This window comes from Microvirga sesbaniae (genome assembly GCF_025460805.1).
Taxonomy (GTDB): Bacteria; Pseudomonadota; Alphaproteobacteria; order Rhizobiales; family Beijerinckiaceae; genus Microvirga; species Microvirga sesbaniae.
In genome coordinates this window covers 58,518-74,844 of the sequence record NZ_JAMXFJ010000003.1, presented here as the reverse complement: position 1 = coordinate 74,844, position 16,327 = coordinate 58,518, and the positions used below count along the sequence as shown (strand labels likewise).

Below are 16,327 nucleotides of genomic sequence, written 5' to 3'. Positions count from 1 at the left end.
ACTTCCCCTCTTGCTAAGACCCTGGCTTTTCGTCCAAGGTGTTCTTATCGATTAGAACGGTAGGTCACTCGGTTAAGAAAAGTCAACAGCGCCTTGCCCAAACCTCAATCAACATCTGACGCTTATGAGGGCACCCGTTATAGCGACTCGGAACGGACGCCCGATGAGCGGATCCTTGCCAGCCTTGCGGGAGCGCTCGACCGCACCCTGCCGGTGCCGCTCGGCATCCAGCTGCGTGGGCTGATCGAGTTCGGCATTGCCCTGGGCGAACTGCCGACGGGACAGCGCCTGCCCTCCGTGCGGGAATTGGCGGAGCGGGCCGGGATCGCCCACATGACCGTGGCGACGGTTTACCGGGAGTTGCGTGAGGCGGGTCTCCTCGAGGCAAAGCCTGGAGCGGGCACCTATGTGGGCGACGGACACAACAGCGACGGCCTCCGGTCGAGCGCCGTCCGGAAGATCCAGCGCCGGATCGAGGGCCTCTTCCAGGAGGCGGAGCAGCTCGGACTGGCTCCTTCCGTCGTTTCATCGCTGGTCAATGCCCGCGCGGCGCGAGGTCCGACGCCCTCCAGGGCACTGCGCCTCGTCATGGTGGGCAACTTCGTCGAGACGACTCAGCAATACGCCAACCGCATCCAGGACTATCTCGGCGCGGGCGATACGATCGCGGTGACGACCGTCGATGCCCTGCACGCGGGTGAGCCCTTCCCCTCGCCCTGCGATATCTGCGTGACCCTCGCGCATCGGCGCGGCGAGGTCGAGCATCTCGTTCCGACGGGCGTTCCGGTCGTCGGCCTGAGTTTCATTCCAGCCGAAGAGACGCGCGCGCAGCTGGCCATGATCGACCCTATGGCCCGCATCGGCATCGTGTCGATTTTTCCCGAGTTCACTGCCCTGATGAAGCCCGGCGTCCTGCGCTTCGCGCCTCATGTTTCCGATGTGGATGTGCGCCTGATCACGGCGCCGGATCTGGAAGCGTTCCTGTCCGAGGTCGATGTGGCGATCTATGCCAGCGGTGCGGAAGCGACCGTCAGGCGCATGCTTCCGCCGAATCGTCGCGCGATGGAGTTCCGCTACGTGCCGGACCCCCATGCCATCCGTGCGACCCTGCTTCCCGCAATCGAGCGGCTGCGCTCGTCCATCGTTTCGCAAGAGGAAAACTTTCATGAAAATCAGTGAGATGAACTGGCTTCAGGTCGAAGAATACCTGAAGACGGATGATCGCGCGATTGTTCCCCTTGGCTGCACGGAGCAGCATGCCTATCTGAGCCTGTCCGTCGACAGCATCCTGGCGGAGCGCGTGGCCCTGGAAGCCGCGGAACCGACCGGCGTCCCGGTGTTCCCAGTCCAGGCCTATGGCATCACGCCATACTTCATGGCCTATCCCGGAACCATTTGTCTGAAAGCCGAGACCTATCTGCGCATCGTCACCGATATCCTCGATTCCCTGAAGCGCACGGGCTTTCGCCGCATCCTCTTCGTCAATGGTCATGGCGGGAATGCGCCCGGCCAAACGGCCGCCATCGAATGGATGGGTGAGAACCGGGATTGTCGGGTGAGGTTCCACAACTGGTGGAATGCGCCCCGCACGCTCGAGAAAGTGAAACAGATCGACCCGGTTGCCTCCCATGCGTCTTGGATGGAAAACTTCCCCTGGACCCGTCTGGACGGTGTCGAGCAACCGGCGCATCAAAAGCCGATGGTGGATCTCGAACGGATGCGGACCTTCGGCCCGGAGGGGGTCCGTGAGATCCTGCAGGACGGAAACTTCGGCGGCTACTTCCAGCGTTCGGACGAAGACATGAGCGCCATCTGGGCCGTGGCGATCGAGGAAACCCGCGCTCTTATTGAGACTTGGTAGATGAACCGGAACACCATCCTGATCTGGGGCGCCGGCGCCATCGGCGGCACGCTCGGAGCCTATCTGGCCCGCGCGGGCGAGGACGTGCTGCTCGTGGATATCGTCGAGCCGCATGTGGACGCCATGAATGCCGACGGACTGCTCATCGAGGGTCCCGTCGAAACCTTTCGGCAACCGGTCAAAGCCGCAACGCCCGACGGCGTCACGGGCCAGTTCGACCGCATCATCCTTGCCGTCAAAGCTCATCATACGCGCGATGCCGTCCGCACGCTGAAGCCTCATCTTGCGGAAGGCGGCACCGTTCTCTCCGCGCAGAACGGACTGAACGAGATCATCATCGCCGCGGAGATCGGAGCCGAGCGGACCATCGGCTGTTTCGTCAATTTCGGCGCGGACTGGCTCGAGCCGGGCCGTATCCTTTTCGGCAACCGGGCGGCGGTTGCGGTCGGCGGTCTCGACGGCCAGACCGGCGCCGCCGTGCGCGAATACCATCGCCTTCTGTCGATCTTCGAGCCGAAGGCTGTCCTGACCGACAACATCTGGGGCTATCTCTGGGGCAAACTGGGCTACGGCTCCCTGCTCTTTGCGACGGCGCTGACCAATGCCTCGATGTCGGAGAACCTTGCCTCCGAGCGGCACTTTCCGGTCTACCGTCGGCTTGGCCAGGAGGTCATGGCGGTTGCGAACGCACGCGGCGTGAAGCCATTGGGCTTCAACGGGTTCAACCCGGACGCCTTCATGCCGGGAGCCGGCGAGGATGCTGCCCGTCGCTCCGTCGCCGACATGGCGGAGTTCAACCGGCATACGGCCAAGACGCATTCCGGCATCTGGCGCGATCTCGCCGTGCGCAAGCGCAAGACCGAAGTGGACGCCCAGATCGCCATCATTGCGACCCTCGGCCACGAAGCCGGGATCGCGACTCCTGCCATCGGCAGGCTCGTCGACCTGATCCATGACATCGAGGACGGGCGGAGAGAACAATCCTGGTCCACTCTCGACGAGATGCTGACGCTATGAATCTGGATTTCACCAACCGTCGGGTCGCCGTGACCGGGGCGGCGCAGGGCATCGGCCGGAGTATCGTGCAATGCCTCGCATCGGAAGGCGCCCATGTCTGGGCTCTCGACCTGGACGAGGCCGGATTGCGCATCGCTTCAGAAGCGGGCGCCGCGGCGACGCGCGTCCTCGACTTGGCCGATCGTGCCGCTGTCGGCCGTGTGTTCGAAGACATGGCGGAGAGCCTGGGGAATATCGACATTCTGGTCAATTGCGCGGGAGGCGTACGTGGCCAGGTGGCGAAGCCGATTGACGAGGTCAGCGAGCATGAGTGGCTTGTCCTCTTCGAAGCCAATGTACACGGCGCCTTCTGGTGCTCGCAGGCTGTCGCTCCGCATATGAAGCGCCAGAAGTTCGGCCGCATCGTCAACATCTCGTCCGGAGCGGGCCTGCGCCCGAGCCTGACCGGCATCCAGGCCTATACGGCGTCGAAACATGCCCTGGTGGGCCTGACCAAGCAACTCAGCTTCGAGCTCGGCCCCTATGGGATCACGGTCAACAGCGTCGCTCCCGGCTTCGTGCTGTCCAACCCGGCGACCCAGCGTCAATGGGAGAGCTACGGCGCCGAGGGACAGGCTCGGCTGGTCGAGAGCATTCATACGCGTCGGCTGGGTCACCCGCAGGACATCGCCAATGCCGTCATGTTCCTGGCCTCCGATGCCGCGTCCTGGATCTCGGGCCAGATCATTTCGGCGGACGGTGGACGTTCCTGAGATCCGCCGAGGGTAAGCAGGTTTATAGTAAGGATATCGAGGAAGAATCATGGATGATGGTGGCAGCCAACCCTGGACCTGGGACGAGCAGATCTGGCGTAGCAAGGTCGAGCATGTGCGCGCCGGAAGGTCCATGAAACCAGCGAAATGGAAGAACGGAGCCCGCTGCGCTGTCGCCCTATCCTTCGATTCAGACCACGAAACGAACGAGTTGCGCGACGGTGGCAGATCCGTGGGCCGCATGTCTCAGGGGCAGTACGGCAATCGCCAGGGTGTTCCGAGAATTCTCGACGCGCTCGCCCGGTACGATGCGAAGGCGACGTTCTTCGTCCCGGCCGTGGCCGCCCTTCTGTACGAAGATGAGCAGCGGCGGGTCGTCGCGGAAGGCCATGAAATCGGCATTCATGGCTGGATCCACGAATTGAACAGCCAACTGCCCTATGAGATCGAACGTGATCTCATGTTCCGGTCGGCCGAGACCCTGGAGCGGATCACGGGAGTCCGGCCGGTAGGCTTGCGCACTCCCTCCTGGGATTTCAGTCCGAGCACGCTGCGGATCGAGCGGGAGCTCGGTCTTCTCTACGACTCGTCCCTGATGGCCGACGACGACCCCTACGAGTTGCTGGAAAAGGGCGAGCCCACCGGCATCGTGGAGCTCCCCGTGGAGTGGATTCGCGACGATGCGGTGTACTTCAACATGCACCGCTTCAACGGCCTGCGTCCGCATACCCCGCCGACGGCTGTCTACGACATCTTCTTCCGCGAGTTCGAGCGGGCCTACGAAGAGGGCGGCCTTTTCCTTCTGACGATGCATCCGCATGTCACGGGCTACCGGTCGCGCATCTGGATCCTCGAGAAACTCCTGGAGGAGATCACGCAGCGTCCGGACGTGTGGATTGCCACCCATGCGGAGATCGCCGCCTTTGTCAGAGGGGAATGCCCCTGATGGATCGCGCTCATCGCGCTCGGGATGCTGGCCTCGCCTGTGGCGATCTGCCCCCAGGCACGTTCAACAGCATCGCCGATGTCCCGGGCGTCAAGGTCGGCCATCGTACGATCAATGACGGCGACATCCGCACCGGCGTGACGGCCATCATCCCGCATGGCGGGAACCTCTACCGTCAGAAGCCGGTCGCTGCGGCGCATGTTCTGAACGGTTTCGGCAAGAGCGCAGGCCTGATGCAGGTGGAAGAGCTGGGCGCCCTTGAAACGCCCATTCTCCTCACGAACACCCTCTCGGTCGGAACCTGCTGCACGGCTCTTGTGCGCCACGCGATCTTGAGCAATCCGGATATCGGCAGGGAGACATCAACGGTCAATCCGGTCGTGCTCGAGTGCAACGACGGCTATCTGAACGATATCCAGGCTCTCGTCGTTGCGGAGGATGATGCACGAGCCGCTCTGGACATCGCTTCATCGGACGTCGCAGTCGGGTCGGTCGGCGCCGGCTGCGGGATGAGCACCTTCGGATTCAAAGGCGGCGTCGGCACAGCCTCACGCCGGCTCGAGATCGACGGACGGAGTTTCCACCTCGGTGTCCTCGTTCTGTCGAATTTCGGCCGGCCGGGCGACCTGCGCCTGCCCGACGGCAGGGTCATAGCGCCTGTCATCTCCCTTCCTGACCGCGATCGAACCGAGAAAGGTTCCATCATCGTCGTGGCGGCGACCGACATTCCTCTCAGCGATCGACAGCTCACTCGGATCCTTCGTCGCTCCGGCGTGGGGCTGGCCCGGCTCGGCTCCTTCTGGGGCCATGGGAGCGGCGATATCGCAATCGGCTTCACCACCGGCAACATTCTGTGTCACGGCGAGAATGCGGATCTTGTCGCGATCCGGATCCTGAACGAGCAGCGTATCGACCTTCTCTTCCAAGCCATGGCCGACACCACGCAGGAGGCTGTCCTCGACGCGCTGGTTGCCGCAGGCTCCATGACGGGCCGATCTGGCCACCACCGCCCGGGCCTGCTCGACACCCTTGCAACACCCTCTCCCGGAACGTGATTCCCATGACAAGCAATGCACCCACCCAGAACGATTTCGCCTTGGCGGTCCACGGGGGCGCAGGCACCATTCTTCGCAGCAAGATGACGCCCGAGCGCGAAGCCGCTTATCACGCAGGCCTGCGCCGGGCATTGAATGCAGGCCGCGTCGTCCTGGCTGACGGCGGCAGTGCGCTCGATGCGGTCTCGGCCGCCGTGATGGCGCTCGAGGACGAGCCTCTCTTCAATGCCGGAAGGGGCGCAGTCTATACGTCGGCCGGCAAGCAGGAGATGGACGCCGCCGTCATGGACGGCCGCGACCGGGCCGCAGGCGCCGTTGCGGGCATCTGCGGCCCGCGCAATCCGATCCTGGCCGCCCGCGCGGTCATGGAGCATTCCGGCCATGTCATCCTGATCGGCGAAAGCGCCATGGAATTCTGCCGCAGGCAGGGCCTCCCGTTCGAGGAGCTATCCTACTTCCACACCGAGCAGCGCTGGAACGCCCTGCAGGAAACTTTGGCCATGCGCCACAGCGGAACGGACGACCACGACGAGTCGCGCAAGCATGGCACGGTTGGCGCAGTCGCCCGCGATCGCAACGGAAATCTCGCTGCGGCGACATCCACCGGCGGCATGACGGCCAAGTCTCCGGGGCGTGTCGGCGACAGCCCCGTCATCGGCGCCGGAACCTGGGCGGACAACGAGACCTGCGCCGTCTCGGCGACGGGCCATGGCGAGATCTTCATCCGTTATGCGGCGGCTCACGAGATCGCCTCCCGGATGCGCTATGCGGATCAGTCCCTCGAAGAGGCTTCACGCGCGGTCGTGATCGATATGCTGGCGCCGGCCGGCGGATCCGGCGGCATCATCGCGGTCGATCGTGCAGGCAACCTGTCCCTGCCCTTCAATTGCTCGGGAATGTATCGGGGCATCGTCAGAGGCGACGGCAAGCTCCTGACCGCGATCTACGACGAACCGCTCGTCGATGTCTCTGATCCCAACGACCAAGGGAACTGAGGCATTGAATTCGGGCGCTCGCGGATGAATGATGGCGAGGCATAGCCAAGGGAGAGTCTGACGTGATCTCGAACTACGCCTCGGCGGCCGTTTTCCTCACAAGCACTCTGATCTCATCCGTTGCCTTCGCGCAGCAGCCCGCCGGGCAGACGGGGCTCTGGCCGGTCTACGAACACAGTATCAAAAGCGCCAAGCATATCGATCTCACCCACGCCTTCGCGCCTGCCCAACCGGTCTGGCCGGGATTCGGCCATGCGGAGTTCAAGGCCGCGACGGCAGGCGCCGACATTCCGAACTATGTTCGTAAGGGCGAGGAATACACCTACGCCAAGCACGGATTCGTTGCGACCGGCTACCTGCTCACGACCGACCAGTACGGGACACAGCTCGACCCGCCCGCCCACTGGGACGAGTATGGCGCAACGATCAGCGACCTGCCGGCCACTTATGCGGTTCGCCCGCTGGTGGTGATCCCGATCCACGACAAGGTGGCAGCCGACCCCGGATACCACCTGAGTCTGGAGGATATTCGCGATTGGGAGTCCAGGAACGGCCGCATCCCCGAGGGCGCCGTCGTCATGGTCCGGTCCGATTGGTACAAGGGCTGGAGCGACCCTGCCCGCTTCGCGAGCAAGCCCCATCCAGGTGTCAGCCTCGACGCCCTCAAGTTTCTGCACCTGGAGCGCAAGATCCTGTTTCACGGACACGAGCCTCTCGACACCGACACGACACCAACGCTGGAGGGCGAATCCTGGCTTCTGCACAACCATTTCACACAGGCGGAGGGGGTGGCCAATCTGGACAAGGTTCCCGAGACGGGAGCGCTGATCTCAATCGGCTTCGCCAAGCCCCTCGGCGGCACGGGCGGCTATGCCCGCTACGTGGCCATCGCTCCTGCCGACTGGCCCTACGGCGTGACGGTGGCGGATGCTCCCGGGGCTCCGTTGCCGAAGCAAGCGGCACCCTTGCGCCGTGACGAGAAAGGCGTGATGCGCCCACAGGCCGGAGGGAAGTGACCTCCGTCCGCCCGGGCGGCCCGGCTGCCGCTCAGGCCCGATGCGCGGCGCTATTCCCTCTCCTCCGAAGGCTCCTATATCCCACCCGATCGATCCGATTCCAGAAGGAATGATCCATGCCGCTCACCGAGAATCCCGTTTGGTTCATCACCGGCTGCTCCACCGGGTTCGGGCGGGAACTCGCCCAATTGGTGCTGAAGCGGGGCTGGCGTGCCGTGGTAACGGCGCGAGACGTCGGGCGTGTCGAGGATCTGACCCGGGGCTATGAAGACAAGGCTCTCGCCGTCTCGCTCGATGTGACCAGCGATGAAGACATCAAGGCCGCCGTGAGCGAAGCAGAGGCGCGCTTCGGGTCGATCGACGTGCTCGTGAACAACGCCGGCTATGGATATCAGGCTTCCATCGAGGAGGGCACCGATGAAGAGATCCGCGCCCAGTTCGAGACCAACGTCTTCGGCCTCGCGGCCATGACCCGTGCCGTGCTGCCCGGCATGCGAGCCCGGCGGCGTGGGCATATCGTCAACATCTCGTCGCAAGCCGGGTTCATCGGCTATCCTGGTTCGGGCTATTACGCCGCGACAAAGCACGCGGTGGAGGGCCTGTCGGACGCCCTGGCCAAAGAGGTCGCCCCACTCGGGATCAAGGTGACGTGTGTCGAACCCGGACCCTTTCGGACCGATTGGGCCGGGCGCTCCCTCCAGCAGCGACGGCCGACCCTCGAAGACTACCGGGATACGGTTGGAGTCCGCCTGGAAACGACGGCCAATTACAGCGGAAAGCAGCCCGGCGATCCGGTGCGGGCGGCCGAGGCCATCATCAAGGCGGTCGAATCGAGCAATCCACCCAAGCACCTGGTGTTGGGCGCGATTGCGCTTGATGGCATTCGGGAGAAGCTGAAGGAGACGCTCGCAGAGATCGACGCTTGGTCGGAGACAAGCCTTTCAGCCGACTACCCCGATGGAGACCGGTAGAGATTCCAGAGCATTTTTCGGCGAAGTGGATCCGGTTCGCCGTCAAAAATGCGGCACAGCCAGGACGAGAGGTGATTCCACGCCAGTGGAAACAGCTCTAACGCGCCGGGTCGAGCGTCCCTTGTCCTGGCATCTCGCGACCGGTGTCTTGCTGTGGCATGCCCGTCCTCTCGTCTTCCATCGATGGAGTACCTGTCTATGAGCCTTGAATCCGTTCGTGCATTTCTGGCTCGTCATGCACCGGACCTTCGAATCATCGAAATGCAGACCAGCACCGCCACCGTGGCTCAGGCGGCGGAGGCGCACGGTGTCGAGCCGGAGAAAATCGCCAAGACCCTCTCCCTGCGAGTGGGAGAAAAGAGCTTCCTGGTGGTCACGAGCGGCACGGCTCGACTGGATAACCGCAAGGTCAAGGCCACTTTCGGCGGCAAGGCATCCATGCTGGACGCCGAACAGGTTCAGGCTCTCACGGGTCATCCGGTCGGCGGGGTCTGCCCTTTCGGGTTGGCAACACCGCTGCCGGTCTATTGCGACATTTCCCTGAAGACTTTCGAAGAAGTCGTTCCGGCGGCCGGCTCGATCCATACGGCCGTCCGCATCAACCCCTTAAGGATGGCTGAGCTCGTCGGCGCCGACTGGGTGGATGTCTGCCAAGCGAGGGAATGACGAATGGCTTCGCGCGACGGCGCCACAGGCGGTTCACGGGTCCACTTTTCACTAGCGTGGCCCGCTGGGTCGCTGACGCGGCCCTCTGGGTCCGTCCGATGCTCTAAATGACGAAGAAATCCTTCTCCGTGATGTCGAGACCTGACTTCAGCTTGAAGAAGAGGATGGGTCTGTCCTTGGATCCCGATCCGTCTGCGTCATAGGACAGGGAGCCGTTCTTTTTGTTATAGATCAGGTAATCATTGGCATCGTGCGAATTGCTCCCGACGGTGAAATGGTCCGAGTGCAATTTGCCTGTCTTCCGCAGCTTCTTGAAGATGCTGTTCTCCAGACGGATCGTATCGTCCTTCACGTTGAAATCCGTGATCGTATCCACGTTGGTCTTGGCATTGAGCGCGTTCCTGAACAGGAAAGTGTCTCGGCCCCAACCGCCGGCGAGGGTGTCCTTGCCGGCGCCGCCATCGAGAAGATCGTTCCCGGCGTCACCGTAAAGCCGATCGATTCCTTCGCCACCCTGCAGGGTATCGGTGTGCACTCCTCCATAGAGGGTATCGTCGCCGCTCTGTCCGATGAGCCAATTGCTGTCCGTACCGCCGTAGAGACGGTCATGGCCGGCACCACCATCCATCGTGTCGTTGCCCGTGTCCCCGTAGAGAACGTCGTTCCCATCCTGCCCCGACATCAGGTCGTTGCCTATTCCTCCGTACAGAAGGTCCTGCCCCAGGCCCCCATCGATGATGTCGTCGCCACCATCGCCGTAAAGCCGGTCCTCCCCGTCGAAGCCTTGGATGAGGTTGGCGCCGCTGTTGCCGAAAATCTCGTTCGAGAGCTCATTGCCTGCGAGAGAGACGGGAGAGGAGCCGCCGGCGGCTTTCAGGACTTCGACATTGGCGTTCAAGGTGAACGAGACCTGCGTGATGACCGTGTCGTATCCCTGGCCGATCTCTTCCCGGACCAGATCCCAGGGAGTGTCGACAATGTACAGATCGTTTCCCTGCCGCCCGGTCAGGACGTCGGTGCCGCCCTTGCCATCGAGCTCGTCGTCACCCGAGGTCCCGACGATCAGGTTCGCGAAGTCGCTGCCGATCAGAGAAAGGGAACTCACATCGTCCGCCGCACGCAGTTCCTCGATCTCCACATCCGCCGCCAGGGCGTAGCTGACGGTGCTCCACACGATGTCGCGGCCTCCGCCAGAAGCCTCGAAAATGCGATCGTCCCGACTGTCGATGAAGTAGGTGTCGTTGCCGGATCCGCCGTCCAGCGTATCCGCACCCGCTCCGCCGTCGAGTCGATCGTCTCCGGCGAATCCCTCGAGATAATCACCGTTCGAAGACCCGGTGAGTTGGTCGGCGCCTGCCATGATTGCATCGAGAACCGCAGCACCTTGCTCCTGAAAGCTGGAAAGCCCGGTATATTCGAACAGAGGCAAGCCGCCCCGTTCTCCATAAGTCAGCCAGAGATTGCCGTTCAGACTGAATTCGATAGAGGCGACCCGTCCCCCCGCTTCAGACACGACGGGATCTCCATAGAGAACATCGACCATCACATGATCCACATTCACCTGGAAGCGGGCGGTCTCCCAGTTCGACCCTGCTGCAATGCTGACTTCTCCGACAATGGTCGTGAAGAAATCCTTCAAGCGAAATCCCGGACGCAGAGCGCTATAGAATGCAACGACCGCCATTGTCCGTTACCGGGAGACTTTCAGGTTGGAGGGCACAACGACGCGGCCTCTTGCCGGCTCTGCCGATACACGGGGCGAATGTCGTCTTTGAGGCTGATCGCCATTGCCGAAGCGGCAATTCGGCCGGAGGGTTCGTTGAGATATTTAGTCCTAATATCCTCCAAGCGCAATCGGCGCCCCGCAGGACCTTTGCGGTCCCAGGCGCCCCGGGTCTGCGAAGGATCGTCGCACGGCCTCCAGCACCATGCCTCCAGGTTGCGGTGCGCTCGCCGTCAGGATCGCTGCGTGAGCGGACGCCCGGGCTGATGACGGGTCGTTGCCCCTTCCAGCCTCTTGGGCCTCGCACTCAGGAGACTCACCGGCAGTGTTGCCAGCAGCGCGAGGAATGCGGACAGCCCGAAGCAGGCACCATAGCCGTAATGTTGTGCGATCCAGCCCGCTCCCATGCCGCCGGCCATGCTGACGAGCGCATCCATGCATTGCAGCAGCGTGAAGTCGATCCCTGCCTGACGCGGGTCCGCGAGCGCCATGAACTGGGCATAAAGGGCCACGAACCCAAACGCCATGATGGCGGACGAACTTGCGAGCGCGAGGCAGAGCAGAAGGCCGCGCGAGCCTCCTCCTGTGACGGCGACGGCCGCAAGACCGGAGAGGGCGATGGCCTGCAGGACGAGCGCAATGATCATCACGGATCGCGAGCCCCAGAGTCGGACCAGACCTCCGCCCAGCACCGCACATCCGAATCCGATAATCATCCCTCCGGCTCCATTGATCATTCCCAGGGCGCCGAGATCGAGACCGGAATCGATCAGGAAAGGCCCGAGCATCGCCAAGCCCCACTTTTGCGAGACCGCGTAAAGAGCGGCGAGCCCGAGCCCCTTGCGCATCTCGGCGCGGTTCAGCGCGTCGCGCAGAGAGGGGTGGTGGGATCGCCCGCCGTTCGGGATGGGTGCGGGTGACAGGACGAAGGGCAGACCGAGCAGCACGAGCAGCGTCGCCATGGCGATCATGGCCAACGGCCAATCGAACTGCGCCACAAGGACAAGGAAAAGACCGGAACCGATCGCGGAGCCGAGATACGCGCCTCCCACCTGTGCGGCGTTGCCCCAGCCATGGTATCGGATGGAAAGGCTTTCCACGGCATGGCCGTCGCATGCGATGTCCGCCGTCGAGGCGGCAAAGGCGACGACCACGAACAGGGCCATCAGCGGCACGAAGCTGGTCGGGCCGATGAACGCTGCCAGGAGGAAGCAAATGCCGGAGATCAGCCCTCCGGTCAGAACGATGGATCGTGAGCGGCTTGACCCTGCGGGCGGCAGACGAAACCGCTCGACCGCTGGAGCCCAGAGGAACTTCAGCACCCAAGGCAGAACTGCGATATAGGTCAGCCCGATCTGGTCAAGAGGAAACCCGCGGTCACGAAGCACGGTGGGAAGAGCACTGAAGGTCACGCCTCCGATGATGCTCTGGCCGACATAGAGTCCTCCGATCGCAAGGATGACGGCGAGCGGGGAGCCGGAACTCCGGCTGAGCGGCACTCCTGTTGCAGTCATCGTCACCACCGGTAGCGCAGGCTGGCGATCACCTTGCGGCCCTCGTCCCAGTAGCAGTAGTTGGATGTGCAGACCTGACCGTCCTCGTCGAGCAGGTTCGTTGCGTTCACCTGGAAGCGCACGCCCTTGAGGCTGGGGTCGAGATTCTCCAGATCGTAGCGGATCGCAGCGTCGATATAGGCGCGAGGCTCGTTCTCGATGACAGGGCGGTTGAGGTTGTCCCCGGCGCTGGAGCCGACATAGCGGACCCCGCCGGCGATGCCGATCCCCCTCGCCGGCCCGTCCTGGACCGTATAATCGAGCCAAAGCGCCGCCGTATGATAGGGAACGCTCGTCAGCCGATTGCCGATTGTTTCCGGGGTCAGCTTCTCGATGCGGGCATCGATGTACGAGTACGATGCCTGGACGTTCAATCCGTCGGCGAGAGAGGCGACACCCTCGAGTTCAATGCCCTGGGAACGCAGATCGAGCTGGACCTGCCGGTTCGTGGCGTCAATGACCTGATAGACCACGGCATTCTCTTGCCGGATATCGAAGACGGCCGCCCGAAGGGAGGCATTGACCCCCGGCAGGTCGTACTTCACGCCGACCTCGACCTGCTCTCCCGTCGTCGGTTCGGCCACCGCTCCGCCGAGGACCGTACCCGGATTGGGCGTGAACGATGTTCCCCAGCTCACATAGGGCGCGAGACCGAAATCGGTCACATAGCCCAGAGCGGCGCGCCCCGTGAACTTGCTGTCGTTCTGGTCGAACTCGAGTCCCGCGGTGTCGAAGTCACTCGACAGCCAATCGTGGCGACCGCCAAGAGTCAGACGCCAGTTTTGCCATTTGACCTGGTCTTGGATGTAGAGGCCTGCGAGTGTCTGCGTTTGCTCCTCGCGATAGTTGAGCGACGGGTCGGACCCGATGGGAACGATGCCGAACCCCTGCTTGGAGACATAGCTGAGGCGGCTGACGTCCAAGCCGGTCAAGATCGTGTGGTCGGCAGCGCCGGTTCTCAGGCGGGTTTCCAGGTGGGTATCGGACACGATGCCCCAGTTGTTCTCGCGCGTGAGGCCCGACCCGCCATAGTAGTATTCCTGGTTGGTGCCGAGCGAGGAAAACCGCGTGCGCTGGCGCAGGGTGAACATGTCGTTGATGCGGTGTTCGAACTCGTAGCCGATCCGGCCCTGTTGCTGCCGGAAATCGTTGTAGCGCCTGTCCCCGGCGAATGTGCGGGTCGCGCCGATCGAAAGGCTGGTCGGATTTCCGGCGGCATCGGTCGCATAGTCATTGAGATAGGCGGCTGTGCCACCCGTCGTCGAATCCATGTATTCGCCAAGGATCGTCAGCGTTGTGGCGTCGTTTGGCCTCCATGTGACGGCTGGCGCGATGAAGATCCGGTCGTCTTTGACCGCATCGATCTCGGTTCCCGCATCCCGCACGAGCCCGGTCAGCCGGTAGAAGACCGTATTGTCGGCATTGGCCGGACCCGAGAGATCGAAGTTGCCCTGCAGCCGCCCGTAGGATCCGGTTTGGACCTCGACCTCGCGGAACGGGAGAAACGTCGGACGCTTCGAGATCAGGTCGACGATGCCTCCCGTGCTGCTCGGGCCATAGATGGAAGCCGCGGGCCCTCTCAGAATGGCGATTCCCTCCAAGCCATAAGGTTCGAGGCGGAACAGCCCATTTGGACTGTTGACCTGACGCAGGCCGTCACGGAACACACCCGTGTAGGTGACATCGATGCCGCGGATGGAGAAGGCATCGTATCGGGGATCGAAGCCATAGCCCCCGGTTCTGACCCCGGGCGTGTAGGATACCGCATCGAGCAAAGTCTGAGGTTTGCGGTCCTCGAGCTGCTCCTGCGTGACAGTGGAGATCGACTGGGGCGTTTCGAGGATCGGCGTGTCCGTCTTGGTGGCGCTTCGGGTCGCGGTCGCGACATACCCGCTCGCGGTGAGGTCCCCTTGTTGCCCGCTTCTGCTCCCTTCGACCGTGACCTCCTCGAGCTGAATGGCACTTGCCTCTGACGATTGGGCGAAGGCATCACCTGAAGTCAACATAATGGCCGTGGACGTCAGCAAGGCAAGGGAGAATTTCACGACAGAAACTTTCAAATCACGATGGAGTTTTCCGCCTAGCAGAGCTTTTCTGAGCGAGTCAAATACTTTAGTTTTTAATTATTTTAATGCGAAACATCAATCAATAGAACGATTCTAAACTTATGAATACACGAGACGCGACAATACCCTCTTCTGCGTGGACCGGGACGTGGCTTACGCGAGGCTTGGCATCGTACCGACGCGATCGGTTCGCGGCGCGGCCCCCTTGGCACCTTGCCGTGGCGGCTTATTGCCAACGATCTTCCGCATCGGTCCCAGCCAATGCGGCATGAAAGACACAGCTTCAGAATTGATTGTTCATAAATACTCCCATTCCTCTGGGTTATCGGCTATTTAATCTTGACACTTCTTTTATCGACTGATGCGATGCCACATCGTGAACACATTCACGCCAAGTCTTCACTGCGGAATCGGAGGGACCTATGGGCCGCATCATGAAAGAAGACGATATCTTCATCTCGGGATTGTTCGACCTCATGAACCTTCGTTTCGGCCCGTCTCAAGGTCCGAAGGAAGCCTTTGGGGGCATTGAGGAAATGGCCGAGTTGCAGAGAGAATTCCAAATTTTCCAGCGCGGCCGCTCTCTCCGGGACTGCGTCGCGGTACTCAACCTCGGTGGGTTTTGGAACCCGCGCGCGCGCAACAGATGGCTGCAATTGATCGGCGACCTTGGGGCTTACGAATCGGATATGCCCGGGGTCAACGGCAACGACCGCATCATGGACATGATGGTCGAGAACCTGGCGTCGCGCAGGCCACTGCCCGTCCTGTTTCAGGCGCACGACTCCCGCAGCGAGGACGGGCGCAGAGTCATTGTGAGAAATGCCCCGACGGGCCGCTTCTACATCGAGCAGAACCATATCGTCGTGTCGATCCCGATGCTCCCAAAGACCGCTCCCCGGATTACGGGACAAAGCACGTCAGCCGCGCGAAAGGCGCCCGCTCGCGCAAGCAAGGCGACCAAGGCCGCGAGCAAGACCGGCCGCAAGGCGCCCCGGCGGACGTAGAGGGCCACACTCCGTGGTGGACGGGATGCCGGGCGGACTTGAGGAGAGTTACGGGCAAGTAGCGGCGTATTACACGAGAAGGCTTCGCCGCTTCGGGCCGACGCCTCTTGGCGTCGACTGGAGCTGCATGCCGACGCAGTCCCTGCGCTTTCGAAAGCTCCTAAAGGTCTGCGAGTTCGGCACGCCATTCTCGATCAATGACATCGGTTGCGGCTATGGGGCGCTTCTCGACTATCTCGCGCTCTATCATCCTGAGGATGTCGTCGATTATCTCGGAGTCGACGTGTCTCTCGCGATGGTTCGCAGCGGAAGAAAGCGCTGGTCAGGAGATGCGATCCGGTTCCATCATGGCTGGGAAAGCCCACGGTCGGCGGATTACAGCATCGCGAGCGGAATATTCAACGTCATGCTCGATCTGCCGCGCCCGAACTGGGAGCACGTCATCGAAACGACGTTGCTGCATCTCGCTGCGACAAGCCGTAAAGGCTACGCAGTGAACTTCGTTCATGAATCCGGGTTCGGGCAGGAAGCGAGGCCGGGCCTATACTGCACGACTCCTGACCGGTGGATCGCCTTTTGCGAGTCGCGTCTCGGCGCGGAAGTTTCTCTCATCGAGGGCTATGGGATGAGTGAGTTCACCCTTCTCATGAAGCCTAGAGCCTCGGGGGGGCAAAAAGGCAAACCCAAGTTGGGCGGAGG

The 16,327-nt window shown here is 62.4% G+C and carries 15 protein-coding genes; 12 read left to right on the top strand and 3 right to left on the bottom strand.

The annotated features are described in order from the left end of the window. Positions 1–93 precede the first annotated feature (93 nt). The 10 genes from OCW50_RS05680 (at position 94) to OCW50_RS05635 (ending at position 9,279) form a co-directional block, all read left to right on the top strand. Entirely contained in the window at positions 94–1,179 is a 1,086-nt protein-coding gene (locus OCW50_RS05680; protein WP_262296761.1) for a GntR family transcriptional regulator, read from the top strand. Beyond that, positions 1,166–1,861 carry a creatininase family protein gene (locus OCW50_RS05675; protein WP_262296760.1) on the top strand — a complete coding sequence of 232 codons (696 nt, stop codon included), beginning with the start codon at positions 1,166–1,168 and terminating at the stop codon, positions 1,859–1,861. Before OCW50_RS05680 ends, OCW50_RS05675 begins: the two co-directional genes overlap by 14 nt. Then, on the top strand, positions 1,862–2,878 hold the full coding sequence (locus tag OCW50_RS05670) for a ketopantoate reductase family protein (RefSeq protein WP_262296759.1): 1,017 nt from the start codon (positions 1,862–1,864) through the stop codon (positions 2,876–2,878). Continuing rightward, a complete protein-coding gene (locus OCW50_RS05665) occupies positions 2,875–3,630 on the top strand; it encodes an SDR family NAD(P)-dependent oxidoreductase (protein WP_262296758.1) in 756 nt (251 codons plus the stop codon). The genes OCW50_RS05670 and OCW50_RS05665 overlap by 4 nt, the downstream gene beginning before the upstream one ends. A gap of 49 nt (positions 3,631–3,679) precedes the next feature. Then, complete coding sequence (locus tag OCW50_RS05660) at positions 3,680–4,576, top strand: polysaccharide deacetylase family protein (protein WP_262296757.1); 897 nt, start codon at positions 3,680–3,682, stop codon at positions 4,574–4,576. Beyond that, positions 4,576–5,631 (top strand): DmpA family aminopeptidase, encoded by a 1,056-nt coding sequence (locus OCW50_RS05655; protein WP_262296756.1) that lies wholly within the window; start codon positions 4,576–4,578, stop codon positions 5,629–5,631. Before OCW50_RS05660 ends, OCW50_RS05655 begins: the two co-directional genes overlap by 1 nt. Before the next feature lie 5 nt (positions 5,632–5,636). After that, the gene (locus tag OCW50_RS05650) at positions 5,637–6,626 is read left to right on the top strand and encodes an isoaspartyl peptidase/L-asparaginase family protein (protein WP_262296755.1); all 990 of its coding nucleotides are present in this window, start codon (positions 5,637–5,639) and stop codon (positions 6,624–6,626) included. A 107-nt stretch (positions 6,627–6,733) separates the two neighbouring features. After that, positions 6,734–7,642 (top strand): cyclase family protein, encoded by a 909-nt coding sequence (locus OCW50_RS05645; RefSeq protein WP_262269238.1) that lies wholly within the window; start codon positions 6,734–6,736, stop codon positions 7,640–7,642. A gap of 116 nt (positions 7,643–7,758) precedes the next feature. After that, on the top strand, positions 7,759–8,613 hold the full coding sequence (locus OCW50_RS05640; RefSeq protein ID WP_262296754.1) for an oxidoreductase: 855 nt from the start codon (positions 7,759–7,761) through the stop codon (positions 8,611–8,613). Between the two features lie 198 nt (positions 8,614–8,811). Continuing rightward, positions 8,812–9,279: a YbaK/EbsC family protein gene (locus OCW50_RS05635; RefSeq protein WP_262297016.1), complete on the top strand. Its 468-nt coding sequence runs from the start codon at positions 8,812–8,814 to the stop codon at positions 9,277–9,279. 103 nt (positions 9,280–9,382) lie between these two features. Here the strand turns inward: OCW50_RS05635 and OCW50_RS05630 are convergent, their stop codons facing one another. From OCW50_RS05630 to OCW50_RS05620, 3 genes are all read right to left on the bottom strand, one after another. After that, positions 9,383–10,918 (bottom strand): calcium-binding protein, encoded by a 1,536-nt coding sequence (locus tag OCW50_RS05630; protein ID WP_262296753.1) that lies wholly within the window; start codon positions 10,916–10,918, stop codon positions 9,383–9,385. 317 nt (positions 10,919–11,235) lie between these two features. After that, complete coding sequence (locus tag OCW50_RS05625; protein WP_262296752.1) at positions 11,236–12,516, bottom strand: MFS transporter; 1,281 nt, start codon at positions 12,514–12,516, stop codon at positions 11,236–11,238. Between the two features lie 2 nt (positions 12,517–12,518). Then, positions 12,519–14,600 (bottom strand): TonB-dependent siderophore receptor, encoded by a 2,082-nt coding sequence (locus OCW50_RS05620; RefSeq protein ID WP_262296751.1) that lies wholly within the window; start codon positions 14,598–14,600, stop codon positions 12,519–12,521. 443 nt (positions 14,601–15,043) lie between these two features. On the opposite strand from OCW50_RS05620, the gene OCW50_RS05615 reads away from it, so the two are divergent. Both OCW50_RS05615 and OCW50_RS05610 read left to right on the top strand, forming a co-directional pair. Continuing rightward, positions 15,044–15,628 (top strand): hypothetical protein, encoded by a 585-nt coding sequence (locus OCW50_RS05615; RefSeq protein WP_262269217.1) that lies wholly within the window; start codon positions 15,044–15,046, stop codon positions 15,626–15,628. Positions 15,629–15,755: 127 nt separating this feature from the next. Continuing rightward, the coding region (locus tag OCW50_RS05610) for a class I SAM-dependent methyltransferase (RefSeq protein ID WP_262296750.1) at positions 15,756–16,327 on the top strand (572 nt) is incomplete at its 3' end.

Bases quoted from the DNA above. Each gene is read 5' to 3' on its own strand.
- OCW50_RS05650 (WP_262296755.1), top strand. From the start codon at position 5,637: ATGACAAGCAATGCACCCACCCAGAACGATTTCGCCTTGGCGGTCCAC.
- OCW50_RS05625 (WP_262296752.1), bottom strand. From the start codon at position 12,516: ATGACTGCAACAGGAGTGCCGCTCAGCCGGAGTTCCGGCTCCCCGCTC.
- OCW50_RS05615 (WP_262269217.1), top strand. From the start codon at position 15,044: ATGGGCCGCATCATGAAAGAAGACGATATCTTCATCTCGGGATTGTTC.
- OCW50_RS05675 (WP_262296760.1), top strand. From the start codon at position 1,166: ATGAAAATCAGTGAGATGAACTGGCTTCAGGTCGAAGAATACCTGAAG.
- OCW50_RS05670 (WP_262296759.1), top strand. From the start codon at position 1,862: ATGAACCGGAACACCATCCTGATCTGGGGCGCCGGCGCCATCGGCGGC.
- OCW50_RS05660 (WP_262296757.1), top strand. From the start codon at position 3,680: ATGGATGATGGTGGCAGCCAACCCTGGACCTGGGACGAGCAGATCTGG.
- OCW50_RS05635 (WP_262297016.1), top strand. From the start codon at position 8,812: ATGAGCCTTGAATCCGTTCGTGCATTTCTGGCTCGTCATGCACCGGAC.
- OCW50_RS05655 (WP_262296756.1), top strand. From the start codon at position 4,576: ATGGATCGCGCTCATCGCGCTCGGGATGCTGGCCTCGCCTGTGGCGAT.
- OCW50_RS05665 (WP_262296758.1), top strand. From the start codon at position 2,875: ATGAATCTGGATTTCACCAACCGTCGGGTCGCCGTGACCGGGGCGGCG.
- OCW50_RS05640 (WP_262296754.1), top strand. From the start codon at position 7,759: ATGCCGCTCACCGAGAATCCCGTTTGGTTCATCACCGGCTGCTCCACC.